This window comes from Streptococcus sp. HSISS2 (assembly GCF_000448665.1).
GTDB classification, from domain to species: domain Bacteria; phylum Bacillota; class Bacilli; order Lactobacillales; family Streptococcaceae; genus Streptococcus; species Streptococcus raffinosi.
The window spans coordinates 339,238-365,226 of record NZ_CM002133.1 but is presented as its reverse complement, the minus strand read 5'-3'; the positions used below and the strand labels follow the sequence as shown (position 1 = coordinate 365,226).

Here is a 25,989-nt window from a genome sequence, read left to right as displayed (position 1 = left end):
TAATAATCGTTCGAGCGTTAACTCATTTCCGTCTTCTGACGTTTTTTTCTTGTAAATTGACAGGTTATAATTTCTTCTATCATAACCCTGCACTTGGTTTCTTATTCAGTTCTCAAAGGTCTTTGTCTCTCTTAAGACAACTCCTATATTCTAGCAAATCTAGAATATCTTGTCAACACTTTTTGAAAAGTTTTTTCCAGACTTCCTCGTGTCTCTGCTTCATCCTCCGATGTAGCCTATTCATATTATCATCTCTTGCTTACCTTGTCAATAACTTTTTATTATTAAGTTAACTTATGTTTTACTTTTTCGATTAGTGATTTTTTGCCAAAATAAATAAGCAGGACATACATATATCCCGCCTAATTATTCTATTTGGCTTCGATCAAGCCGTAATTACCATCTTCACGTTTGTAAAGTACATTTGTTGTATGATCTTCGCTATCAGCATAGATAAAGAAGTCATGGCTTAACAATTCCATCTGAAGAATAGCTTCCTCAACATCCATTGGTTTCAACTCAATGTTTTTGTTCTCACAACTTCAATAGATGGTGCTTCTTCAACTTCTTCCTTGTTAAAGTCAACTGAGAATACCTCACCTGTGGATACTTTTCACGATGTTTACGAGCAATTTTTGTTTTGTTTTTACGGATTTGTCTTTCAATCTTATCAACTACCAAGTCAATTGAACCATACATATCCTGTGAAATATCTTCTGCACGTAAAATAACAGATCCTGTTGGTATGGTAACTTCCACTTTAGCAGTTTTTCCACGATAAATCTTAAGATTTACACGTGCATTCAATTCTTGGTCTTGGTTGAAATATTTTTCAATTTTGCTAAGTTTATTTTCAACATAGTCACGAAGAGCTTCCGTTACTTCGATGTTTTCACCACGGATACTATATTTAATCATAAAAGACCTCTTTCTCGCTTGTTAGCGTTTTCTTTATTTTTATTATATCCTTTTCATGAAAATTTGCAAGGATTTTTATTATCTGGCTAGGGAAAAGGTCACAATTTCCTCAACATGTGTTTTTTGCAATAATTGAACCATTTTATAAATCGTCGAGCCCGTTGTATAGATATCATCTACTATAACAATTTTTCTTGATAACTCTACGTTTTGTTTTATAAAAAATGGGTTTTCTTGATTTAAACGTTCTTTCCTTGTTTTAGAAGATTGCTTTTCAATATCCTTTTTCCCAAAAATGTTTTGATAGGGGAGTCCCTCTAGCAATCCTTCAACCTGGTTGAAGCCCCTTTCGGCAAATCGTTCTTCCGAGAGTGGCACTGGGACTAATGTGTATCCTTTCTTTAATAAGGGGTTCAGTGCATCCGCAATATCTTCTTGAAAAATTTTCCTTAGGTAATAGTCGCCCATAAATTTATAATGACTAAAGTACTCTTTCATAAACCCTTCATAGCGAAAGATTGCAATGTGATTTGGAGTGTAACCTTTTTTCTTCCAAATTTGACAATCAACACATTCATTTCCGTGCATTTCTTTGTAACAATTTGGACACCTTACTTTTGAGAGTTTCTTAAAATGACTCTTACATTCTGTGCAGCAATATTCCTTACTTTCCGTAAACGTGAGCAAATAGCGTAATCTGGGAATCACTTCGATACTTTCATTGCACATTAAACATCTCATCATCAAATCCTCCTTTTCTATTCATTGCTTTTATTTCTTGTCGACATTGCAATATCGATTTAGATAGTCCTTCATGAAAGAAATAGAGTTTTCCTGTAGGTCTCTCGGGCGAGCGCCCCACCCTACCACCAATCTGAAGAAGACTCGAACTTGTAAATAAGTGGTGATTTGCCATGCACACAAAAACATCTACTTTAGGAAAGGTCACCCCACGCTCAAGAATGGTAGTCGTCACAAGAATAGTCAGATCTTGTTTCCTAAATTTCTTTACCATTTCTGAACGCTCTTTACTTTTTGAGGAAACAAATGCTATTTTTTCTTCTGGGAAATAGTTTTGAAGAATTTTGGTAAATCTCTCACCCATTGCTATATTGGGAAAAAAGATTAATAAAGGAAACTTTGATTTTCTTTGCTTCTTGAGTTGTCTAAGGAGGGGTCTTGGAAGTTTTTGCTTAGATAAAGATTGTTGTAATTTCCCTTGCCAAAAGAATTGAGGAATCACTAAAGGGTTACCATGAAAGCGTCTGGCAAGGTGGTATTTTTCTAGTACACCGACTCGTACTTGCTCTTCCAGAGATACTGTAGAAGTTGCTGTTAGGTAAATAAGCTGTCCGGTTTTTTCTTTGCTTGCTTAACAGCATGATTTAACATAGGATTTCCTACAAAGGGGAAAGCATCTACTTCGTCAACGATAATTAAGTCAAAACTCTGATAAAATTTTAGCAATTGATGTGTGGTGGCTATGACAAACGGACTCCCGTCGTATGGCTCGCTTTCAGCATGAAGTAAGGAAATACTACACGTAAAATCTCTTTGAAGACGTATATGCAATTCTCGGCAAACATCAACCCGAGGACTGGCAATAGCAACTCGGCCTTTAGTTTCAAGAACATAGGCAACGATTTTATAAATCATTTCCGTCTTACCAGCACCAGTTACAGCATGTACAAGACTGTTTTTCTGTTGTTGATAAGTTTTCAACAGTTTCTCTGAGACCTCAGCTTGATAAGAAGTTAATTTCCCCGACCACTTTAGAACAGGAAAGTTGATGTCAGCTTCTTTTGAAGCAAAGTAATAAAGTTGCTTCCCTTCTTGGTTTCTACCAAAGACTATACAAGCTCTGCAGTAATGTTTGCCATTTGGTAATTGCCATTCTTCCTCTATTGGACTAAAACATCTTTTGCACCTGAGTTGATTATCTATCTTTACCATGCTTTCTAATGTTAAAGCCTCAGAATAATAGTCTGTTGGCAATTGATCTTCTGTAAATAGTCGTCCATAATATTCTTTAGGTACCATACCTTTCTATTCGAAAATATGTTTGAATTCACGTTTTTATGATAAAATTTTTTTATGGATTACAAAACTATTACCAACGATGGAATCGTTGAAGAAGAAATCAAAAAATCTCGTTTTATTTGTCACTTGAAACGCATTAGCAGTGAAGAAGAAGGAAGAGAATATATTGCTCAGATTAAAAAAGAGCATCACAAGGCCAATCACTCTTGCTCAGCAATGATTGTCGGAGAAGATGGGCAAATTAAGCGTTCTAGTGATGATGGTGAACCTTCTGGGACGGCTGGTGTTCCCATGCTTACTGTCCTAGAAAAACAAGGACTAACTAATGTCGTGGCAGTAGTAACCCGTTATTTTGGTGGAATCAAGCTTGGAGCTGGTGGCCTTATCCGTGCTTACTCTGGTAGCGTTGCTCATGCCATTGAAGAAATTGGTCGAGTTGAAGTCAAGGAATTAACTGGGCTAACCATAGAGTTAACCTACTCTCAATACCAAGTCTTCTCCAATTTTCTTGAAAAAGAAGGGCTCCAAGAATTTGATACAACTTTCTTATCTGATGTTTCTACAACTTTGTTTGTTGAAGAGTCTGAAATTGAAAGGCTTGGACAAGAGCTTACTAACTTCTATCAAGGAAAAGTAAGTTATCAAAAGTCTGGCAAAAAATCGTTGAAATTCCCCTTTGATAGTTAAACGTTATCACAGTGATAAAGAAGATGTATTTTACAAGTTAGGCCTACCGTCGTATACTTAAAACCATCAACCAAAGATTAAGAGGATTTTAAATATGACAATTTACAACTCAATTACCGAACTTGTTGGAAAAACACCAGCTATTAAACTTAACTCTATTGTTCCAGAAGGTTCAGCAGATGTTTATGTTAAACTTGAAGCATTTAACCCTGGTTCTTCAGTTAAAGACCGTATTGCTCTTCGTATGATTGAAGATGCTGAAAAAGCCGGTACAATTAAACCTGGAGATACTATCGTTGAACCAACTTCAGGTAACACTGGTATTGGTCTAGCTTGGGTTGGCGCTGCCAAAGGCTACAAGATCGTTATCGTAATGCCTGACACAATGAGTGTTGAACGTCGTAAAATCATCCAAGCTTATGGTGCTGAACTTGTTTTGACACCTGGTAGCGAAGGAATGAAGGGTGCTATCGCTAAAGCTAAGGAAGTTGCGGCTGAACGCAATGGTTGGGTGCCACTTCAATTTGCTAACCCTTCAAATCCAGCTGTTCATGCTGATACAACTGGCCAAGAGATTCTTGAAGATTTTGGTGCAGATGGTTTGGATGCCTTTGTCGCAGGTATCGGTACTGGTGGTACTATTTCAGGTGTTTCTAAAACTCTGAAAGCTGCTAACCCAAATATCAAAGTTTATGGTATTGAAGCTGATGAATCTGCTGTATTGAATGGTGACAAACCAGGGCCACACAAAATTCAAGGTATTTCAACTGGATTTATTCCTGACACATTGGATACAAAATCATATGACAGTGTTGTGCGTATTCCTTCTGATGAAGCTATCGCAACATCACGTACATTGGGTAGCGAGGAAGGTTTCCTAGCTGGTATCTCATCAGGTGCTGCTATTGCTGCTGCTCTTAAAGTTGCCGCTGAACTCGGCGAAGGTAAAAAAGTATTGACACTATTGCCTGATAATGGTGAACGTTACCTTTCTACAACACTTTATGATTTCCAAGACTAACAAAAAAGAAGCTAGAACATTAAATGTTCAGCTTCTTTTTTTACTGTCAAAAACTTATAGCCGGCAACTAGTCGTTCAAATAGAAGAACCTGTTGCTAAGCTACTAACCTATGGGAGTGAGATTCAGAGATAAATTCGTTAAGCTCTGACTCCCTTTTCTTATTAGTCTAACTCTTTTGATTCTGTTTCAGCAATTTCGGTAACTGTAAACCCTGCTTCTACAAAAACTTTTTTAAGGTGTTCTGGTTCCACATCCCCTTCAACTTGAAGTTCAACACGAAGAACAGTATCATTTTTAGGTGCAACAATTGTACGTTCAATGTTGAGATTTTCACTAGAAATGAGGTTGGCAATTTTTTCCAGGACACGTGGCGTATCTAAGACTTCAAGCCCAATACGGATTCCGGCTTGACCATAGCCAGAGATTTCCAAAAAGGCACGAAAAACATCCTTGTCTGTAATAATTCCAGAAATTTGGTCATTGTCCACAACGGGAAGAACACCAACTTTATTTTGAAGCATGATATAGATAGCATCCTCAAGACTAGCATATTTGGAAACAGTAAGGACATTCTTGATCATAATGTCTCCTACCTTTGTCTTATTAAGAAGATAGTTCATCTCATAGATTGATAAGCTAGTTGCTTTAGATGGTGAGGCATCAGCCATTGTCCCTTCTGTGATAAGACCAACCAGCTTGTCGTTCTCAATTACTGGTAAGCGGCGCAAACCTTTTTCACGCATAATGTCTGCAGCTGCTGCAACAGTTGTTTGTGGTGAAACGTAGACCACACGCTTCGCCATAAAATCTTTTACTGCCATTTTCATTTTCCTCCGAATAATTTCTTACTTGTATTATACCACACTAATTGTAAACGATTGCACTATTTTACTGAAAAATTAGCAAATTACAATCACGATAAGACTATAGAAAAACGCCCTTGGGCGCTTTTTCTTATCCTCCAAGATAGGCTTTACGAACTTCGTCTGACGCAAGAAGCTCTTTACCAGTACCTGAAAGAACGACTTTACCAGTTTCAAGAACATAACCACGATCCGCAATTGACAAAGCCTTATTGGCATTTTGTTCAATCAAAAGAACGGTAGTCCCTTGTGCCTTGATATCTTCGATAATGTCGAAAATTTCTTGAATAAAGATTGGGGCAAGTCCCATTGAAGGTTCATCCAAAAGCAAGAGTTTTGGACGGCTCATAAGGGCACGGCCCATTGCAAGCATTTGTTGCTCACCACCAGAAAGTGTGGCTGCATCTTGATTTTTACGTTCTTCTAGACGTGGAAAACGTTGGAAGACTTTCTTCAAGAGAGCTGCATTTTCCTCTTTATTTGTATGAAGGAAGGCTCCCATTTCAAGATTTTCCAAGACAGTTAATCCTGGGAAAACATGGCGCCCTTCTGGGACCTGAGCCAATCCTTCTGCGACAATCTTACGAGCTGGTGTTTTGTGAATATCTTTTCCAAGGTACGAAATAGTTCCAGCAGTTGGACGAACAAGACCAGAAATGGTACGAAGAATAGATGTCTTACCGGCACCATTAGCACCGATAAGTGTTACAACTTCACCTTCATTAACCTCAAAGCTAACATTTTTAACAGCTTCAATTGATCCGTATTTAATTGAGAGATTTTCAACTTTTAACATAGCCATTATGCTTCACCTCCCAAGTAAGCTTCAATAACACGTTTGTTATTCTTAATTTCATCAGGTGTTCCTTCTGCAATCAAGCGTCCATATTCCAAAACATAGATACGCTCAGTAACATCCATGACCAGACTCATATCGTGCTCAATCAAGATAATTGTGATACCAAAGTCTTTTTGAATTTGACGAATATGAGCCGTCAACTCAGCTGTTTCTTGTGGGTTCATACCTGCAGCTGGTTCATCAAGGAAAAGAATTTTAGGTTCCGTTGCTAATGCACGTACAATTTCCAAGTGACGTTGTTGTCCATATGCCAAGTTCTTCGCAAGTGTTTCTGCTTCATCATCCAAGTTGAAGATAGCCAATAATTTCATAGCTTTTTCTTTCAACTCTTCTTCACCTGAATAGTACTTAGGCAAACGCAAGAGTGATGCAAAGAAGTTTGAAGGTTGTTTATTTGACAAACCAACAAGAACATTTTCAAGTACAGTCATATCTTTGAAAAGGCGGATATTTTGGAAGGTACGTGACAAACCAAGAGAAGCAATCTTATAAGGTGCCTTACCATTTAGAACTGTACCATCGAGGGTAACGGTTCCTTCACTTGGTTCATAAACACCTGTCAACAAGTTGAACAAGGTTGTCTTACCAGCACCGTTTGGTCCGATAAGTCCGACCAATTCACCCTCGTTGAGTTCCATTGAAACATCACCAACGGCAGTCAGACCACCAAAGTTTTTAGTCAATTTTTTAACTTCAAGAAGTGCCATTTTTATTTGCCCTCCTTAGATTTATTGAAGAATTTTGAGAGATAGAGTTCTTTCGTTCCAAGAAGTCCACTTGGGCGGAAAAGCATGACAAGAATCAAAGCCAATGCGTAAATAATCATACGGAGGTTTGAAACGTTTTGAAGGAACATATTGATAATACCAAGAACAATAGCGGCAATGACAGTACCTGTAATTGATCCGAGACCACCAAGAACGGCAATGATAAGGTAATCAATTGATTTCATAATGGTGAAATCTTTTGGCACGACAGTACCGATGTAGCTAACATAAAGTGAACCGGCAATCGCTGAAATCATGGCACCGATAACAAAGATAAGTACCTTCATTTTTGTGACGTTAACACCCATTGACTCTGCAGCAATTTCATCTTCACGAAGTGTAATAGCTTGACGACCAGTCGCTGAACGCAAGAAGTTTAGCACTAAAATTGTGATGATGACTACAAAGAAATAAATGACAGGCCAACTTGTATAAGGAAGAATTCCTGTCAAACCAGCGGCACCATTGGTCAATTCACCACCATTAACAATAATGATACGGATAATTTCCGCCATACCAAGAGTGGCAATGGCAAGGTAATCTCCCTTCAAACGAAGAGTAGGTAGACCAAAGATAAGGGCAACGACAGCTGCAATGATAACACCAACAACCATAGAGAGGTAGAAACCATCATAAGTTGGCATCATGCCAGTAATAATAGCAGATGAGTAAGCACCAATTGCCATGAAACCGGCTTGTCCAAGTGTAAATTGTCCTGAGAAACCAAGGACCAAGTTAGTACCAAGTCCCATAAGAATTGAAATACCAATTCCCATTAAGATTTGGATGTAGTAAAGGTTCATGATACCTGAAAGTTCAAGGCCTTTCAAGATAAGGAAGAGCCCAATGATAAGACCAAACCAAATAAGGTTTACTTTTAGATTTTTCTTCATGTCTTACACCTTCTCTTTCACATTTTTACCGAGGATACCCGCTGGACGAACCAAGAGGATAACAATCAAGACACCATAAACAATGGCATCACGGTAACTTGACAAACCAATTGCAGTTGATAGAGTCTCCAAAATACCGATAACAAATCCACCAAGGGCTGCGCCTGGGATAATACCGATACCACCAAGAACAGCGGCAACAAAGGCTTTAATACCTGGTGTCATACCCATAAGAGGTTCAATTGAGTTGTAGTAAAGTCCAATAAGGACACCGGCAGCACCCGCAAGTGAAGAGCCAAGAGCAAATGTAAAGCTGATAGTATTGTTAACATTAATACCCATCAATTCAGCTGCATCGCTATCTACAGATACCGCACGCATGGCTTTACCCATTTTAGTTTTCTTAACAATCAATTGCAGAGCAACCATGAGAACAAGGGCAACCACCAAAATCAGCAATTGCACATTCGTCACAGAGATTGATCCAAGATGATAGGTATGCATTTTAATTGATTGTGGGAATGAACGTGTGTCTGCTCCGACGAAGTAAACCATGATGTATTCAAGGAAGAATGACACACCAATGGCCGTAATCAAGGCAGAAATACGTGTTGAATTACGGAGTGGGCGATAAGCCAAGAACTCGATAACAACCCCTAAAATGGCACATACAATCATGGAGAACACAAGGGCAATCCAGAAATTCATCTTCAAGCTGTTAATCGCATAGTAACCAACGAAGGCACCTATCATGTAGATGTCTCCATGGGCAAAGTTAATCAATTTGATAATCCCATAAACCATAGTATAACCAAGGGCAAGTAGGGCATAGATACTACCCAAGATGATACCATTGACTAGTTGTTGGGGAAGTTGTTCAAAAAACATATATAACCAAACTTTCTAGTTCATTTTCAGTAAAGATAAGAGCTTATTTTTCAATTTCAACGGCTTCTGCTGAAACTTCTTCACCATTATCTCTTTTAACCATAAGAGCTGCTTTAATCGGGTTATGCTCCTTGTCAATTGTCATTTTACCGGTAACCCCAACAAAGTTTTTCATTTTTGCAAGATTATTGGTAATATCAACTGATGTTTTCGCACCCTTAGAGGCTTCTGCAACCATATAAACAGAGTCGTAGGCTAACGCAGCAAACATATTTGGTTCAGTCTTGTAAGTTTTCTTATATGCTTCGATGAAGCCTGATGCTTTATCAGAAAGAGAAACTTTTGTTGAATATCCTGATACGTAGTAAACGTTTGAGGCATTCTTTTTACCTGCAAGCTCTGTAAATTTCGCATCACTAAATCCGTCAGGTCCAAGGATTGGTTTATCAATTCCAAGGTCACGTGCTTGTTTAGTGATAATACCTGTTTCAGTATAATAACCAGGCATTACAATAGCATCATAATCAAGGTCTTTGAATTTAGTCAAAGCTGATTGATAGTCCTTATCCCCTGAAGCGAAAGTTGCTTCAGTAACGATTTGGCCTTTGTATTCACGCTTGAATTCATCCGCAATCCCCTTAGCATAATCAGAAGCATTATCGTAGTAAAGAACGACCTTCTTAGCATGCAAGTTATTAAAGGAATAAGCTGCCAAAACTTTACCTTGGTAACTATCTTTAAAGGTTGTACGGAAAACGAATTTCTTCGTTCCTTTAGCATCTACCGTAAGGTCATCCTGTGTACCAGATGGAGTCATCAAAGGAACCCCTGTTTTTTGAGATACAAGGCTGGCAGCAGCAACTGCACCAGATGTTGCCGGACCAACGATAGCATTTACATTATTCTGGATAGCCAAGTTAGTTGAAGATGTTGAAGCTTCAGCATTTTCAGATTTATTATCTTTAGTGACGAGTTCTAGCTTTTTACCATCAACACCGCCAGCTTTATTGATTTCTTCAACAGCCAACTTAATACCATTTTGCTCGGCTTTACCATAGGCCGCAACAGGACCTGTCAACTCCATGTTGACACCGATCTTAATCGTATCCCCAATCTTGGTACCAGTGGCTTTAGCAGTCACGTCTGGTGACTTACCACAAGCAACCAAGAAAATGGATGCAAAAAAGGCTAACACAATAAGTGTGATCTTTTTAGACATAAGATTTCTCCTTAATATTTTCTTAAAAAAGTCCACCTTATAGCTTACAGAATTATCAGACAATTGTCAATAACCACACACTTAAAATCTCTTTCTAGCAATCGTTTCCATTGCTTTAGGGATAGCTCTTGCCAAAAGAAAAAACTTTTCTCCTACTTAAAGAGAAAAGTTCTTAAATGGTTCAGGAACAGAGGTGTCATAGCGCTCCAGACTACCTACAAAGTCCATATCAATGTCTGAATAGTAAGAAGGAAGAACTTTTTTTACCGCCTTCATTCCTTCTAGTTCTGCCAATACATCCTCAACCTTATCCTCATCTACATAAAGGTGTACATAACGCATCTTATAAGAATGGTAGACAACATCCCCAAACTTGGCAATCTTACGTAAGTCTCTATTATAGTATAAATAGACAATAATGCCCTGACGTTTAATCATTACTCATTTTCTCCTTTATGTTAGTGGCACCTTTTTTATGATGGGGCTTGTGGGGGGCAAGAGGTAGCCCTGTATCAATGAAAATTTGATCTGATACAGCTTGCGCAATGTCTTGACTAAGTGAAGCCATAATCGCCTGCAAATCAAGCTCAGCCTGTCGATAAGCTATAACTACTTCATTTAAATCAATTTGGCGCTTCATTCTCAAGACTTGTCGCTTTAAGTCACGAACGTCTGATCTATAGGCTTCATATTTTTTGGCTTCTTCATAGCTTTCCCTTAATTTCTGAAATTCCAGAAGTTGTTGCTGGAGTGCTCTATCTCCTTCGAATTTCTGACGTTTTAAGCGATAAACTTCTACCTCTGGCAATCCTAAAAAGTGTAAAACAAGACTATCTATGGCTTGATCAATAGCAAGCAACTCCTCATTGATTATTAACATGTTTCTTATTATAACACAAAAAGTCAGATGAATCGGCCCTTATTAGACCGATTAACATCCGACTCTTATCTAAGATAAGCTAAGCTTATTTTAATTGGTTGTTAGCCATAATTTCGTCGATAAAACCATATTCGAGCGTTTCTTGAGCACTCATCCAATTATCACGTTCGGCATCAATATGAACCTTTTCAATGGATTGACCGGAATTATCAGCCAAGATTTGCTCCAAGTTATTACGCGTCTTGAGCAAGTGTTCTGCTGCGATGGCCATATCTGTTTGTTGCGTACCGCCACCAGTACCACCCATTGGTTGGTGAATCATGTATTCTGCATTTGGCAACATAAAACGTTTCCCTTTAGTACCACTTGAAGCGATAATAGTACCCATTGATGCTGCCATCCCCATAACGATAGTTTGAACATCGGACTTGATGAAATTCATGGTGTCAACAATGGCAAGACCTGCTGAAACTGATCCACCAGGCGTATTAACATAAAGATAAATATCTTTCGTATTGTCTTGAGCATCCAAGAACAAGAGTTGGGCGATAATTGAATTTGCCATATTATCTTCAACAGGACCTGTTAACATGATGATACGATCCTTGAGCAAACGTGAGTAAATGTCATAAGAACGCTCACCACGTGATGTCTGTTCAATAACTACAGGAATCATACGAATCCTCCTTTTAATAATGTCTTGATGTTATTATATGATTTTAGTCAAATTAGGTCAAATAAAAACATTTTTATTGGCACTCTTTTTCATAGAGTGCTAATTCAAAAGAGATTTCCACTACTTCAAATTTTCTAAGCGATTATTTTCTGCACAATATAAGCAAAACAAAAAGGGAAAACTCCCTTTTTGAACCTATTTGGTACCAAATAAACGGTCGCCTGCATCTCCGAGGCCTGGAACAATATAGCCATGTTCATTAAGTTTCTCATCTAGTGATGCTGTATAGATATCAATATCTGGATGAGCCTCTTGCAATTTTTTAACACCTTCTGGTGCTGCAACCAAACAAACAAACTTGATATTAGCAGCGCCACGCTTTTTAAGTGAATCTACCGCTAAGATAGCTGAACCACCAGTCGCAAGCATTGGATCAACTACAAAAATCTGACGTTGATCAATATCTTCTGGTAATTTAACGAGGTACTCAACCGGCTCCAGAGTTTCTTCATCACGGTACATACCAATATGACCAACTTTAGCAGCAGGCACAAGGCTTAGGAGACCATCTACCATACCGATACCTGCACGAAGGATTGGAACAATGGCCAATTTCTTACCAGATAGTTGTTTTTGGGTTGTTTTTGTGATTGGCGTTTGAATTTCAACTTCTTCAAGAGGAAGGTCACGTGATACTTCGTAACCCATAAGCATAGCGATTTCGTTAACTAACTCACGAAAATCCTTAGTAGAGGTATCCTCACGACGTAGGATTGAGAGTTTATGTTGAATCAATGGATGTGAAATAACTTGAAATTTACCCATAATAGTTTCTTCCTTTGCTATATATTCACTCCATTATATCAAAAACATGACAAAAACGCTTGCTTTACTAGCAAACGTTTTGAAAAGGGGTTAATGCTTATTTTTTAGGCAACTGAATTTTACCCGTAACCAATCCATAACCAAAAAGAGATAGACTCGCAATCGCTGCAAAGATCGTTGCTAAAATTGTAAGTATATTGGCATTTGGTCCTTCAGAGACACTCGGTGTCTTATGTGTAATGGCAAGTTTAGCAGCAACTTTAGTATTGTTGTCTTTACTTGACTCATCAGACTTAGTTACTTCATCGGCTTTAGCTACTCCGTGAGACTGAACTTCCTCTTCAGACTTAGCTGGTTTTGGAGCTTCTGTTTCAGTCACAGACTCTTCTTTAACAGGAGTCGTTAAAACAGTTGGTCCAGTTGCTACAATAGCCTCTGGTACTGGTGACGCAATCTCTGTGGCTTGAGCTACTGGACGACGGTCCCCCACAGAACCCTCTGTTGAAGGTTTCTCAGGAACCGCTACATGGTGATCATTCGAAGAATGGTTATCATTAGCAGCGCGGTCTGGGAAATATGGGAATGGTGTAGGAACTGGAGAATCTGAATTCGTAGGATTTGTTGGTTTATCTTCTTTATCAGCTGATGGTTTATTATTGTCCGCTGGTTTAGAAGTGTCTGGTTTATTAGTCTTATCATCAACAGAATGATTACCTTCTGTTGGACTTACTGGTGTTTCTGGCTTATCTGCCTTCTTATCTTCACCATCTTTAACTGTTACAGTCAAGACACCGTGAGCTTCAGAAACGCCTGTTGAACCATCAACTGTAGGATAAGTATGTGGTTTAAGACCATAACCCGATACCGCATAATAATCTACATTAAAGTCCTCGTTTGGCAATTTAGCACTGTTTTGATCGGCTACGTGTACCAAGCTTTCACTAGATTTATCCCAAATCCAGTCACCTTGATTCGTCATCTTAGGAAGAACTTCTGTAGTATCATCTGCATTCATCTTGATAAGGAAGCTTGGAGCCCATGTTGATTTATTCTCAGCACCAGCAATACCACCACGGTTAGTCATGTAAGAAGTAACCAAGAGGGTATCTGATGATCCTTCAACAGGAACAGCATAGTAAGAATAAGTAGATGTACGCCAGTCGGCTGGTACAGAGGCTGTCAAAACCACGCCTGAGCCATTAAGTGGACGGTATTCTCCACGAAGGCTATCTGATACGAATCCAAGCATGACAACGTCATCACCGACAGCTTCACGAGCTGCTACAGTACCTTCAGCATCCGTAGATTTATTGATACGTGAAGCAGTGAAGAGGTAATACTTGTTACCCATCTTAACAACACTTGGACGTTCTACTTCATCAGTAACCATGTGGCTAGTAACAAGTGGTGTGTAAAGTTCAGCTACAGATGGATTTTTCTCATTGTCATCAAGTTTCAAGATACCAATAGAACCATTTGCCCATGAAGCAAGGTTATAAAGGTGTTTATTATTGACAATATTGAGGAATGACTTAAGGTTAAAGGCGTCATCTCCTCCATAGTTTGACCAGTTGTAGATTTGTTTTTCGCCTTGGTAGTTTTCGTCACCTGTATTTGATTCGAAAATTAAGTAGCGGCTACCGTTATCTTCAATGATGTGTGGGTCACGAAGACAGTAGTTATCTGTACGGTCTGGATTTCCATCGTGGTTGTGGTCATCGTTGAAAGTACTCATGAATTTTGGATAACTTTGATAATGATAGTTATCCCCACCAAAGAGAATGTGGTCATTTTCAACTGACTTAATAACAACTTCGTCGTTTTCAACAGCTAGGTTAAGTGTAGCACTAGCCAATTGTTGCCAGTTCAATTTACCGCCGCTAGTATCATTCTTAGTGTAGTAAAGTTGGATACTACCGTCAGAGTTTACCGTCGCTGAACCTGACCATTGTTGGTCATCTTCAAGGGCATTATAACCAAAGATTGGACCCGCATTTTTCCAATGTGTAAAGTCATTATCTCCGTATTTACTATAGAGCAAGTAAATGTGGTTTGAGTTTTTATTTGGTGCACCGGCCATTGAGATAACCAACTGATAACCGTTCCAGTTGCTTACTACACCTGACTCAGCATCTTGGACTGGCCAAGAATCCCAAACGTCGATTTCTTCTTTTTTCATCGTTTGGGCATCAACAGTGTTGAAAGCAGGCATATTGATGATTGTATCTGCTTTAAAGTAAGGAACTGCCAATTTGCTGTCTTGCTTCAAGAAGCTAGCAACGATATCTTTCAAGTTACGGTAAGTCAAGCTAGTACCTGTACCCTTGATAGCATCATCGCTAAAGTCAACTTTATTAAGTGCTTTAATTTCTTCCTCAGTCAAGGCAACGATTTGATCTGAGGTCATATTATCTTCAACAATAGACTTGATACGACCGTTAAGTTTGCTAAGGTTTGCATTAGCAGCGCTGTTTTCAGTAGGTTTAAGGGCTACTTCAGTGTTGTGTATCAGCTGTTTCTGAGCTTGCTGTTGAAGTTGGTGCCTCTACTGCAGCCTCTGATGTATGTGCTGGAGCAGAAACCGCAGCAACAGTTGCTGAAGGTGTTGTTGCATCTGATGAAGATGTCACTACTGTGCTAGACACCTTTTCTTCGACTACTGATGGAGTTGTGTTGCTTGGTTGTGTCTCTGTAACTGGTGTAGTTGCAACCTCTGAATGTGCAACTGAAGATTCAACTGCTTCTGAAGTTGCCACACTTGTTGCTGCTTCACTGGCTACCGTTAGAGATGCTGTGCTTGTTTCTGGTGTTGCTGTCGCAGTAGCTACAGCTGGTGCTGTTTCTGTAACTTGATCAGCTTTTACCTGAGTGGCACCCAAAAATGCCAAGGTACCAACGAGTGCTGATGTTGCCCCTACTGTGGCTACCTTACGGATGCTATAACGCATCTTTTTGCACTCTGCTTGCTTAGGTGCTACTGTATTTGACTGTGAATTAACTGTACTATCCATATAAACTCTCCTTTTAGGTTTTCACATGTTTTATTCTATCATTTTTTAATCTAAATTCCAATCTTTTTTAATGACAAATTGATATTTTTTGTAAAAAACTATTTTTTGTTAAAATAATAACTATATAAAAAAGCAATTTAATCAGGAATTATCACTATATGGAATCAAAATATCCGACTCTAATCTTTATTCTCATTTTTTTAATTTTATTTTTTGTTTTTATAATGAAAAATGAGAACGTTAACAATTCTTCCCAAAAAACAAATAAGGCTTCTGTGAGTCAAACCTTTCATCTAGCATCTCATAAAGGATGGTCTAACGACCTACAGACTATTGTGTGGAATCAAGAAGGAAACTACTATGATATCTATTTTCTACATTCTGTAGATGGGGCTACTGATCCTTTTGGACCTAGCGGTCAAGATTGGACACATACAACTACCAAAGATTTTATCACCTATAGTAAGCAAGAGACTGCTATACCAGCAAAGGGTGGTGACTCTAAAGAAGGATGGCATTCTGCTTGGACAGGGAGTGTAGTCACAGATAGTCAGGGGATTTCTGGTATCCAAAACGAAGAACCTGTCGCCTATTTTACAGGGCTCATGGATGATGGAAGCCAGGCAATCTATGCTAGTGAGTCAAACGACAAGGGAGCTAGCTTTACTAAAGCCTTAAAAGATGGTAAACCTTTATTGACAAAGGAACAATCCTATAACGGTAAAGATTTCCGCGATCCTTATGTCTTCCACTTCAAAGACAAATTACTCATGTATATCGCTGAAGGTGACGCCTTAGGTGTTTATCAATCTCAAGATGGTATCAACTGGACCAAAGCAGATAGCAAGGGAGACTCCAAAATTCTACCCGAAACATTTTTTAAGGGGCATAACTGGCAGGACAACGCTCCTATCGAGTGTCCCGTTCTCAAAACAATGACAACAACTGACGGTCAGGACAAGCAAGTTCTCTTTTTTGGAGCTAAGGATACAGCTTCAGGCGAAACAACTGGAACCTACTATACTGTAGGGCATTTAGATGGTAACGGCTTATTTATTGCAGATACAGAAACAAAACGCTTAGATCAAGGCTCTGACTATTATGGCGCTAACTTCACTGGAAGCAATCGAATCGAAGAAAGCAATCATAACCTTATCAGTCTTGGCTGGGTTGGTAATTGGAACTACTTCACGTCAGGCATTCACAGTGACCAAGAGGCCAAGAGTGATTTTCTAAAAACTATCGGATTTTACGCTACACCCAGAAAGCTACAACTGGATAAGGACGGTATTATTCAGTCCGCCCCCCTCTATAAAAATGAACAATTAACCCTCAAAAATCAAAATGGCAACATTTCAAGTCAAAGACCACTCACCAGTGACAATAGAAAACCTTGGATTGATAAAAGTCACAATCAAAATGCTAATGGACTTCTTGATCTTGCCGGAAAAAATAGTGCAGGGTATTACCAACTGCATTTTTCAAATATTAAAAAGAAGGAGGCTATATCTACATTGATATCTGGCAAGGCTCTGATTACGTTAAAATCGCCTACCAAATAACAAGTGGTACCTATCAGGTCTCTGCCTATGCTGCCGAACTGAATAACAGCATGGATGGTAGTCAAACTGCCTCTTCTTACTATTACGATGGTCTCTTGGGTAACGGTCAAGGTTATAAAGCTGACAGTCTCTATAAGGAAACTGATAATATTACTATAACGCTTATTACAGACAATCGTAGCTTGGAATTTTTCTTCCCCAATGGCCAAACCTACACTCTAGCCAGATTTAATACCTCTGGCAGGCAGGATGTCAAGGTCTTCTCCACTCAGGAAGATCTTCTACTCAACTTGAAAATCTACGATGTACACTCATAACAATAATAAAAGTGATGCTGTTCGCATCACTTTTATTATTTTCCAAAGACAGAAACGAGACGTTTAACTCCTTCTGCAACAACTGTAGTTGGCGTAGCTACGTTAAAGCGGAAATGTTTTCTCCTTCAGAACCAAAAGTAATACCGTCATTTAGCACTACCTTGGCTTCTTCTTTAAGCAAACGTCCAAGCTCATTATGGTCTTGATCATAGGCTGAAAAATCAAGCCATACCAAGTAAGTTCCCTCAGGTTTCATGACCTTGATATTAGTCTTTTCACTAAGTTCCTTGGTTAAAAGGTCAATATTAGTTTCAAAGACAGTTTTCAATTCCTCTAACCAAGGTTTCCCATAGGTCAGAGCTGCTTGGGTTGTAATCAAACCAATGGTTGGAATTTCATGTTGATTATTTGCCAATTGCTTTTGTTTAAAGGCTTTACGTAAGTCTTCATTTTCGATAATGGTAAAACTGTTTTTGGTACCAGCAATATTAAAGGTTTTAGTAGCCGAACTAAGCACCAAGGTAAAGTCCTTGTAAGCATCTGAAATGGTATTCATAGAGATGTGCTTATTCCCATATAGGGCTAAGTCTTGGTGGATTTCATCAGATACCAAGAGGACACCATGTTTCTGGCACAAATCTGCTACCTTAGTCAATTCTTCTTTAGTCCAGACACGCCCACCTGGGTTATGTGGGCTACAGAAAACATAAAGTTTAACATCATTCTCAACGATATCACGTTCCAATTGTTCAAAATCAATTTCGAAATGCCCATTAACCTTAACAAGACTATTTTCAATCAACCGACGATTATTCAAACGGACCGAACGAGCAAAAGGTGGATAAACTGGTGTGTTGATGAGAACAGCATCACCTTCTTTGGTAAAGGCTTGAATAGCCGTTGAAATGGCTGGAACAACACCTTCAATGAGAACAATACTCTCTTTATCAACGACGTAACCGTGTTGATTTTTTTCCCAATTAATGATTGACTGGTAAAGCTCTTCACTTGGATAAGGATAACCAAAAATATGTGTCTCAGCATAGTTGATAACTGCATCCCTAATCTCAGGAACAGGTAGGAAGTCCATATCAGCAACCCAAAGCTCAAGCAGTCCTGGATTACTTTCGGCTTCGTGCCATTTCATGGTATTTTGATCCAAGCGATTTGGTTGTGTTGTAAAATCATAACGTGTCATAGATAACTCCTTAAAGACTAAGGGCATTTTCCAAGTCAGCAATCAAATCTTGTGCTGCTTCAATACCAATTGAAAGACGAAGCAAGTCGTCTGTCAAACCATAGGAAGCACGCACATCACCTGGAATATCTGCGTGGGTTTGTGTCGTTGGGTAGGTAATCAAGCTTTCGACACCACCTAGACTCTCCGCAAAGGTAAAGACCTTAAGAGCATTGATAATAGTTGGAATCTTATCTTGGTTAGCCACTTTGAAGGAAATCATCCCACCCTTACCTGGGTAGAGAACTTCTTTAACAGCAGATGATTTTTCCAAAAAAGCCACAACTGCTTGAGCATTAGCCGTCGAAGCCTCCATACGAAGTTTTAGGGTCTTAAGTCCACGCATGAGCATATAGCTATCAAATGGAGACAAATTTGGACCAGTAGTGTTGAGGTTGTAACTGAGCTTATCATAAAATTCCTGGTTGCTAGTAACAACAACACCTGCCAAGACATCATTATGACCAGAAAGATACTTAGTCGCCGAATGAACAACAATATCAGCACCTAGTGGAATCGGGGTTTGGTAGATTGGGCTATAGAAAGTATTATCAACAATAACCACCGCACCCTTTTCATGGGCAATCCGAGCTACTTTCTCAATATCAAACTCAATCATAAGTGGGTTTGTCGGTGTTTCAATATAGACAATATCAGTGTCTTCGTTGATAGCCGCAATCATTTCATCTTCTGTGTTAGTGTATTCAAAGAAGAAACGTCCTTCTTTTTCTTTGTCGTTGAACCAACGGAAAGAACCTCCGTAAAGGTCACGCGCAGCGACAACCTTGCTACCTACAGGGAAAATTTCAAAGGCTAAAACAATAGCACTCATTCCTGAACTTGTCGCAATAGCATAGTCTGCCTTTTCAATAGCAGCTAATGTTTTTTCCACCGTTGCACGGGTTGGATTCTTCGTTCGTGTATAGTCAAAACCAGTAGAATGCCCAAACTCTGGGTGTTGGTATGTTGTTGAAAAATGAATAGGGGAAGCCAAGGCTCCTGTTGCTTCATCCGAATTGATTCCAGCATGTGCCAGAATAGTTTCTAATTGATATTCTTGTGTCATAATTTGTCCTTTCTACTTGGTAAAGTGAATATACTCCATATCTATGTCCTCTATTTTATCACTATTTTCTGAAAAATAATGGGAAGTCCATCATACGGATTCTTGATAGTTAGCTATAGTTAACACCTATAACCTTTTAGGCATACTCTATATGTATTAGTAATAACTAAAAAGTAAGCCGTCGGCTTACTTTTAATCAAACAGTCGGTGCCTTATTTCCTCTAGAGCCATAATGATAAATGGACAGAGGAGTAAATAAAGCCAGTCATCAAGACCAATCGGAGCTGTATTAAAGAGAGTGTGGAAAAGAGGCACATAAGACAGGAGAATAAAGAGAATGATTTCTAAGACAATCCCCAGACTAATAATTCTATTAGCAAATGGTTTGATTTGGAAAATAGATCCTCTACCCTTGCGACTATTCATAGCCATACCAATCTGTGTGAAGATGATGGCTCCCAAGGTCATGGTTGTTGCCTCTCGGTAAAGAGGTCCTGAACTAGTTAGATAATTCAGGTGCCCTTGATTAACCCAATAATTAAGGAAGAAGGCCCCCATAGCCAAGATAGACTCAATCATACCATACCAAGCAAAGGCTTTTAATAGTAATTGTCGATTCAGCAAACGATCTGATAGACGTCTTGGTGGTCTGTTCATAACGCCTTCTTCAGGTGGCTCAACCCCCAGTCCCAAAGCTGGCATCATATCCGTTCCAAGATCAATAGCTAGGATTTGCATAACTGTTAAGGGAAGAGGAATACGCCCCAAGGAGAACAAGAAGAAAGCAGAGGGAATAGCTTCTGGAGTATTAGAATTAAAAATATAGGTCAAAAATTTTTGAATATTTCGGTAAACGGCACGTCCTTCTTCAACAGCATGGACAATAGAAGCAAAGTGGTCATCCGTTAAAATCATATCGGCAGATTCCTTGGCAACATCAGTTCCTGATACCCCCATAGCTACACCGATATCAGCTTTTTTAAGGGCAGGGGCGTCATTAACACCATCACCAGTAACAGCGACAACTTCACCAAGCTCTTGAAGGGCATTGACCACACGGTATTTTTGTTCAGGAGCCACACGAGCAAAAACGATTTCGCCTTTAAGAGCTTCTTTAAGCTGATTGTCATCCATACCAGCTAGTTCAAGGCCTGAAACAACACGCGCATCGTCTCCTTGTACAATTCCGATTTTCTTAGCAATGCTAAGAGCTGTCAAACCATAATCACCTGTCACCATGATAATACGAATACTAGCTCTATGGCATTTTTCAATGGCTTCACGCACACCCTGACGTGGCGGATCACTCATGGCAACGAGTCCCACAAAGACCATATCTTCTTCGAGGGTCCGCATATCCCACTCGTCTTCTTTGATATGTTGGCTTTCCAAAGGACGATAAGCGACAGCTAAAACACGCAAGCCGTCACGAGCAAATTGATCGTTAGCAGCAAGAATAGCTTGACGTTCTGTAGTGGTCATAGATTTGATTGCTCCTTGACCATCATAATAGTCTGAGCAAAGTTCCATCACTTCTTTAGGCGCACCCTTAGTGATGGAAATATGGTGACTGCCATCCAGACCTTTTTCGAGACTATGTACTGTTGTCATCCGTTTACGGTCAGAATCAAAGGGAATTTCTTTAATCCGAGGAGCCCAGATGTGGTTGTCATTTAAATCAAGGCCTGCTTTTTCTGCAAGAACATTAAGACAAGCTTCAGTCGGGTCTCCCAAGACCGTATAGTTAGGATTGTCAGCACTTGGCGCAACCACTTGAGCATTACTAGCCAAATGAGAAAAGCGGACCAGACGATTCAGGAGGTCATTTTCTTTAAGAGAAACAGGGTGACCATCCTGCTCAATGTGTCCTTCTGGTGCGTAACCTAGTCCAGTCACCTCATAATTACCTGACAAGGTCCATAAATGATTAACTGTCATGGCATTTTGAGTCAGGGTCCCTGTTTTATCTGAGCAAATAACAGAGGTTGCTCCGAGTGTCTCAACAGAAGACAATTTTTTCACTAAAGCATGTTCTTTAGCCATGCGCTGTACAGCCATAGCTAGAGATAGAGTAACTGTAGGAAGTAGCCCCTCAGGGATAAAGGCAACAATCATACCCAAGGCAAAGATGAAGGCTTGAGACAAAGGTTGGTGGACAAATAGTGTTGCTGCAATCATAAAGAAGAGACCTACAGATACTGCGATGACCGAAATCTGTTTGGTCAAATGGTCTAGTTCCTTTTGCAGTGGACTTTTTTCCTGAGCTAGGTTTTGCGTCAAGTCTGCAATTTGTCCGAACTCAGTTTTCATACCGATGGCTGATACTATAAAATGTCCAGAACCAGAGGAAACTGTGGTACCTGCAAACACCATATTATCATATTCCAAATCAGTCTTATCAGGAGCCAAATCTGCTTGGTCTGATTTATAAATGGGATTAGACTCACCAGTGAGGGCAGACTGATTTACTTGCAAGTCTGTCACAGCAATCAACCGTCCATCTGCAGAAATACGGTCGCCTTCTTCAATGAAAACCAAATCACCTGGCACCAAGTTCTGTGCAAGGATTTTATCTTCCTTTCCATCACGAAGAACTCGGGTGTAGGATGGAAGAAGCTTATTCAGTGCTTCCGTGGCTTGACTTGCCCTATATTCTTGAATAAAGCTAAAAAGACCGTTAATGATATTGACCAACCAAATCGCAATCCCCAGCTCCAAGCTATGAGAAATCACAGCAATACAGCCACCGACCCACAATAAGAGGGCCATGAGACTGGTAAAATGCCTGAAAAAGGTCAACCAAATAGGTTCTTTCTTGCTTTCTTTCAACTGATTAGGACCATAAGTTGCTTGTCTCTTTTTTACTTCTTGTGTTCTTAACCCTTGAGGGCTTGTTCGCAACACCTGATAAACCTGATCAGGGGTACAGGTTCCTAATTTAGTATCTCTCTGTCTAGAACTACCCATAATCCTTTCCTCGATTCTAAATCATAAAAGCGATTTCATATTTACGCCCTCATTATACTCCTTTTTCAGAAAATGTTGAAAGAAAAAACCAAGCTACAAGACTTGGTTTCAAATACTATTTAATATGTAATTTAGCTCGTAATCTAGCTGCTCGAGCACCAAGCAATTGGTCAGCCATACGCGTCACAAGAGCAAGCACACCATAAACCAGAATACCCAGGCCACCTCCTAATACTAGATGAATGATACTTCCCATACGGCTTGTTGGAGATAGGATAAATTGGAACAACCAGTAGAAGACAGCAACTGGAATCGCCATGAGGACTGTAAGAATACAAATAAGTAGAGATTTTCTAAAAACTGTCTTACGACTAAAATGCGTAACTGTGTGAAGGCGCTTATACATGAGAGCAATGGGAACACCTAAGCCGATAGCTGTTGAAATAACCGGGCCGAGAGCTCCTAGGAAAATAATCAATGGTAGCTGAAGAATTGCCTTAACCAACACCCCAATCGCAAAATAATTGATAGCTTTACGGGTCTCAAAGATGGCCTGAAGCATTGGTGCTAAAACACTATACAGGGCCAGGAAAATCACTTGAATCAAACTAGCAGCAAAAAGCAAATGAGCCTGACTGTCTGGTGCTCCATAAAAGACTGTGTAGAGTGGTTTGGCTAAAATCACTGAACCCGCAATAGCAGGTACAATAAAGAGCAAGAGTAACTGTAGATTATTAATAATGAGTTTGGCCGCCCCTCGAAGGTCCTTTTTAACCATATTTTCCGTTAAGAGTGGAATCCCAACCCCAGCAATAGAAATAGCAACGGCAATCAAAATCATAGTAATTTTACTTGGGTTTGAAGACAAATAAGCATAGAGAACCTGAAGCTGACTGTTACTATAGCTTGTAAACTTCTCCATAGTACGGATGAAGGTCCATTGGTCAATCAACTGGAAAAGTTGAACCGCTGACCCAGTGATAATGAAGGGGATGGCTTCCTTAAATGTCTCAATAACAATTGCAGTTGGATTGATATCAGGATGAACGGCCTGCTTACCAAAAAGACTCTTGAGCTTACCTTCCTTCCAAAGGTAGAAGAAAAGCACCCCGTAACTAGCCAACATACCGATGAAAGCGGCAAACGTCGATTGAACAACGGCAGTCACGTAGTCACCTGTCCCAATCCTCATAATGAAGAAAGTTGCCAACAGCATCCAAATGACACGAATAATCTGCTCCGCAATCTGACTCAAGGCGTATGGCTTCATGTTATTGAAGCCCTGGAAAAAGCCTCGTAAAACAGACATAGATGGAAAAATAACAACCGCCCAAGAAAGACTACGCATCACTCGAACCAAGTCTCCATCTCCCCCTGAAAGATAAGACATCCAAGGCGAAGCGAAGTACATGAAAACCCCAAAAATAACGCCCAAACCGACCATGTAATACAAGATACGCTTGAGTAGAAAGAAGCTCGTTTCCATTTTGCCGAGAGTATTGTATTTAGACACCTGCTTGGCAATGGCGACTGGAATCCCTGCTGTCGAAATCAAAAGGAAAAGGGCATAAATATTATACCCCTGACCAAAGAGGGCATTGGCTTGGTCTCCTTGTTTGCCCATCCAAGCATACCAAGGAATAATGTAGAGTGCCCCTAAGAGACGACTGATAATATTGGATGCTGTCATCCATGCCGTCCCTCTTAGCATCTGCTGCTGCTGTGTGTCAGTTTTAGTTTCAGTCATAACTTTCTTTCTAGAGAATAAAATATAATCTAGTTTATTATAAACTTTTGGCTGTGACTTGTAAAACAAGAACATTAAGGCTAAAATAGGAACTATGATTACTATTGAACAAGTTCTAGAGGTTCTTAAAAAGGACCGTAATTTTAGAGATATTATTGACCAAGACCACTACTACTATTCATGGACTGGGGTGACTTTTGAGCATCTTTCTTACGACAGTCGTGATGTCACACCATCTTCCCTCTTCTTTGCCAAGGGAGCTGCCTTCAAGCGTGAATTTTTAGAGAATGCTGTCAAAACTGGCTTGAGCTTCTACGTAACCGAAAAGATTACCAAGTGGGAATCCCTGCCATTATTGTTTCAGATATCAAGCAAGCTATGAGCCTCGTTGCTCAGGCCTTCTACCAATACCCTCAAGACAAGCTGAAATTGCTGGCTTTTACTGGGACAAAAGGGAAAACAACGGCGGCCTACTTTGCCTATAACATTCTTAAGCAAAGTCATAAACCTGCTATGCTTTCAACCATGAACACGACACTAGACGGAAAAACCTTCTTCAAGTCTATCTTAACAACACCTGAGAGTTTGGATCTTTTCCGTATGATGTCCGAAGCTGTTGATAATGGCATGACCCATCTGATTATGGAGGTTTCAAGTCAGGCCTATCTAACCAAACGTGTCTATGGGTTAACCTTTGATGTAGGCGTCTTTCTTAACATCAGTCCAGACCACATCGGGCCTATTGAACACCCAACCTTTGAAGACTACTTCTACCACAAGCGTCTGCTCTTGGAAAATAGTCGATCAGTCATCGTCAATAGTGGTATGGATCACTTCGATTTTGTTGCGGAGGAAGTCGCTGATAAAGACCACGACTTCTATGGTAAGGACTCTGAAAATACCGTTCAACATAGCTCAGGATTTAGCTTTAAAGCAAAAGGTAAACTAGCTGGTGATTACGATATCCAACTCATCGGTGACTTTAATCAGGATAATGCTATGGCTGCTGGTTTAGCCTGCTTACGTCTTGGAGCCAGTCTTGAAGACATTAAAAAAGGGATTGCTCAAACCTCTGTTCCAGGTCGTATGGAAATTCTCACTCAGGCAAATGGTGCTAAGGTATTTGTCGACTATGCTCACAACGGTGACAGCCTAGACAAGCTCTTGCAAGTCGTAACTGACCACCAAAAAGGTAAGATTGCTTTGATACTAGGAGCTCCTGGAAATAAGGGGGAAAGCCGTCGTAAAGACTTTGGTAATGTCCTCAACACTTACCCCGAGGTAGATGTCATCTTGTCTGCTGATGACCCTAACAAGGAAGACCCCCTTACCATCTGCCAAGAGATTGCTAGTCATATCAATCGTGAGGTGCGTATCATTGTTAATCGTGAGGAGGCCATCAAAACTGCCATGTCTGAAACTACAGGCTCAAAAGATGCCCTTGTTATTGCAGGTAAGGGAGCTGATGCCTTTCAAATTGTAAATGGTAAACGCACTGATTATGCTGGTGATATTGAAGCCGCTAAGAAATATTTGTAAACAACA

18 protein-coding genes and 5 pseudogenes are annotated in these 25,989 nt (G+C 39.7%); 5 read left to right on the top strand and 18 right to left on the bottom strand.

Annotated elements, in window-relative coordinates:
• Nucleotides 1-371: 371 nt before the first annotated feature.
• The 3 genes and pseudogenes from raiA to HSISS2_RS01825 all read right to left on the bottom strand — a co-directional run bounded on the left by raiA (nucleotide 372) and on the right by HSISS2_RS01825 (nucleotide 2,958).
• Nucleotides 372-918: pseudogene (gene raiA, locus HSISS2_RS01835) on the bottom strand (ribosome-associated translation inhibitor RaiA).
• Nucleotides 919-996: 78 nt separating this feature from the next.
• Nucleotides 997-1,659 (bottom strand): ComF family protein, encoded by a 663-nt coding sequence (locus HSISS2_RS12155; RefSeq protein WP_021145079.1) that lies wholly within the window; start codon nucleotides 1,657-1,659, stop codon nucleotides 997-999.
• Nucleotides 1,637-2,958 (bottom strand): annotated as a pseudogene (locus tag HSISS2_RS01825) (DEAD/DEAH box helicase). The gene HSISS2_RS12155 and the pseudogene HSISS2_RS01825 overlap by 23 nt, the downstream one beginning before the upstream one ends.
• Nucleotides 2,959-3,012: 54 nt before the next feature.
• Between HSISS2_RS01825 and HSISS2_RS01820 the strand changes: the two are divergent.
• Nucleotides 3,013-3,645 (top strand): YigZ family protein, encoded by a 633-nt coding sequence (locus HSISS2_RS01820; protein WP_021145076.1) that lies wholly within the window; start codon nucleotides 3,013-3,015, stop codon nucleotides 3,643-3,645.
• Between the two features lie 94 nt (nucleotides 3,646-3,739).
• Nucleotides 3,740-4,666: a cysteine synthase A gene (cysK, locus tag HSISS2_RS01815; RefSeq protein WP_021145075.1), complete on the top strand. Its 927-nt coding sequence runs from the start codon at nucleotides 3,740-3,742 to the stop codon at nucleotides 4,664-4,666.
• A 162-nt stretch (nucleotides 4,667-4,828) separates the two neighbouring features.
• Here cysK and HSISS2_RS01810 read toward each other — a convergent pair whose 3' ends face one another.
• From HSISS2_RS01810 to HSISS2_RS10610, 11 genes and pseudogenes are all read right to left on the bottom strand, one after another.
• Nucleotides 4,829-5,488, bottom strand: coding sequence for a CBS and ACT domain-containing protein (locus HSISS2_RS01810; RefSeq protein ID WP_021145074.1), 660 nt, complete (start codon nucleotides 5,486-5,488; stop codon nucleotides 4,829-4,831).
• 133 nt (nucleotides 5,489-5,621) lie between these two features.
• Nucleotides 5,622-6,332: an ABC transporter ATP-binding protein gene (locus HSISS2_RS01805; protein ID WP_002889135.1), complete on the bottom strand. Its 711-nt coding sequence runs from the start codon at nucleotides 6,330-6,332 to the stop codon at nucleotides 5,622-5,624.
• A complete protein-coding gene (locus tag HSISS2_RS01800; protein WP_002889136.1) occupies nucleotides 6,332-7,096 on the bottom strand; it encodes an ABC transporter ATP-binding protein in 765 nt (254 codons plus the stop codon). Before HSISS2_RS01800 ends, HSISS2_RS01805 begins: the two co-directional genes overlap by 1 nt.
• A 2-nt stretch (nucleotides 7,097-7,098) precedes the next feature.
• Nucleotides 7,099-8,049, bottom strand: a complete 951-nt coding sequence (locus HSISS2_RS01795; RefSeq protein ID WP_002889137.1) for a branched-chain amino acid ABC transporter permease — start codon at nucleotides 8,047-8,049, stop codon at nucleotides 7,099-7,101.
• A gap of 3 nt (nucleotides 8,050-8,052) precedes the next feature.
• The gene (locus HSISS2_RS01790; RefSeq protein WP_002889139.1) at nucleotides 8,053-8,937 is read right to left on the bottom strand and encodes a branched-chain amino acid ABC transporter permease; all 885 of its coding nucleotides are present in this window, start codon (nucleotides 8,935-8,937) and stop codon (nucleotides 8,053-8,055) included.
• 43 nt (nucleotides 8,938-8,980) lie between these two features.
• Complete coding sequence (locus HSISS2_RS01785; protein WP_002889140.1) at nucleotides 8,981-10,156, bottom strand: ABC transporter substrate-binding protein; 1,176 nt, start codon at nucleotides 10,154-10,156, stop codon at nucleotides 8,981-8,983.
• A gap of 156 nt (nucleotides 10,157-10,312) precedes the next feature.
• A complete protein-coding gene (locus tag HSISS2_RS01780) occupies nucleotides 10,313-10,594 on the bottom strand; it encodes a DUF2129 domain-containing protein (RefSeq protein ID WP_008535941.1) in 282 nt (93 codons plus the stop codon).
• Entirely contained in the window at nucleotides 10,587-11,036 is a 450-nt protein-coding gene (locus tag HSISS2_RS01775) for a YlbF family regulator (RefSeq protein ID WP_021145073.1), read from the bottom strand. Before HSISS2_RS01775 ends, HSISS2_RS01780 begins: the two co-directional genes overlap by 8 nt.
• An 85-nt stretch (nucleotides 11,037-11,121) precedes the next feature.
• The gene (gene clpP / locus HSISS2_RS01770; RefSeq protein ID WP_002889143.1) at nucleotides 11,122-11,712 is read right to left on the bottom strand and encodes an ATP-dependent Clp protease proteolytic subunit ClpP; all 591 of its coding nucleotides are present in this window, start codon (nucleotides 11,710-11,712) and stop codon (nucleotides 11,122-11,124) included.
• Between the two features lie 195 nt (nucleotides 11,713-11,907).
• The gene (gene upp / locus HSISS2_RS01765) at nucleotides 11,908-12,537 is read right to left on the bottom strand and encodes a uracil phosphoribosyltransferase (protein WP_008535939.1); all 630 of its coding nucleotides are present in this window, start codon (nucleotides 12,535-12,537) and stop codon (nucleotides 11,908-11,910) included.
• Nucleotides 12,538-12,634: 97 nt separating this feature from the next.
• Nucleotides 12,635-15,548 (bottom strand): annotated as a pseudogene (locus tag HSISS2_RS10610) (glycoside hydrolase family 68 protein).
• A gap of 275 nt (nucleotides 15,549-15,823) precedes the next feature.
• On the opposite strand from HSISS2_RS10610, the gene HSISS2_RS01750 reads away from it, so the two are divergent.
• Both HSISS2_RS01750 and HSISS2_RS11595 read left to right on the top strand, forming a co-directional pair.
• Nucleotides 15,824-17,110 carry a glycoside hydrolase family 32 protein gene (locus HSISS2_RS01750; protein WP_240472038.1) on the top strand — a complete coding sequence of 429 codons (1,287 nt, stop codon included), beginning with the start codon at nucleotides 15,824-15,826 and terminating at the stop codon, nucleotides 17,108-17,110.
• Nucleotides 17,111-17,160: 50 nt separating this feature from the next.
• Nucleotides 17,161-17,427, top strand: a complete 267-nt coding sequence (locus HSISS2_RS11595; RefSeq protein ID WP_021145069.1) for a hypothetical protein — start codon at nucleotides 17,161-17,163, stop codon at nucleotides 17,425-17,427.
• Between the two features lie 35 nt (nucleotides 17,428-17,462).
• Here HSISS2_RS11595 and HSISS2_RS01745 read toward each other — a convergent pair.
• The 4 genes and pseudogenes from HSISS2_RS01745 to HSISS2_RS01730 all read right to left on the bottom strand — a co-directional run bounded on the left by HSISS2_RS01745 (nucleotide 17,463) and on the right by HSISS2_RS01730 (nucleotide 24,444).
• Nucleotides 17,463-18,625, bottom strand: a pseudogene (locus tag HSISS2_RS01745) (MalY/PatB family protein).
• Between the two features lie 10 nt (nucleotides 18,626-18,635).
• Nucleotides 18,636-19,730, bottom strand: a complete 1,095-nt coding sequence (locus tag HSISS2_RS01740) for a cystathionine gamma-synthase (protein ID WP_021145067.1) — start codon at nucleotides 19,728-19,730, stop codon at nucleotides 18,636-18,638.
• Between the two features lie 192 nt (nucleotides 19,731-19,922).
• Complete coding sequence (locus HSISS2_RS01735; protein ID WP_021145066.1) at nucleotides 19,923-22,697, bottom strand: cation-transporting P-type ATPase; 2,775 nt, start codon at nucleotides 22,695-22,697, stop codon at nucleotides 19,923-19,925.
• A gap of 115 nt (nucleotides 22,698-22,812) precedes the next feature.
• Nucleotides 22,813-24,444, bottom strand: a complete 1,632-nt coding sequence (locus HSISS2_RS01730; protein ID WP_042766896.1) for a polysaccharide biosynthesis protein — start codon at nucleotides 24,442-24,444, stop codon at nucleotides 22,813-22,815.
• Between the two features lie 94 nt (nucleotides 24,445-24,538).
• On the opposite strand from HSISS2_RS01730, the pseudogene HSISS2_RS01725 reads away from it, so the two are divergent.
• Nucleotides 24,539-25,983 (top strand): annotated as a pseudogene (locus HSISS2_RS01725) (UDP-N-acetylmuramoyl-L-alanyl-D-glutamate--L-lysine ligase).
• The last annotated feature ends 6 nt before the right edge of the window (nucleotides 25,984-25,989 follow it).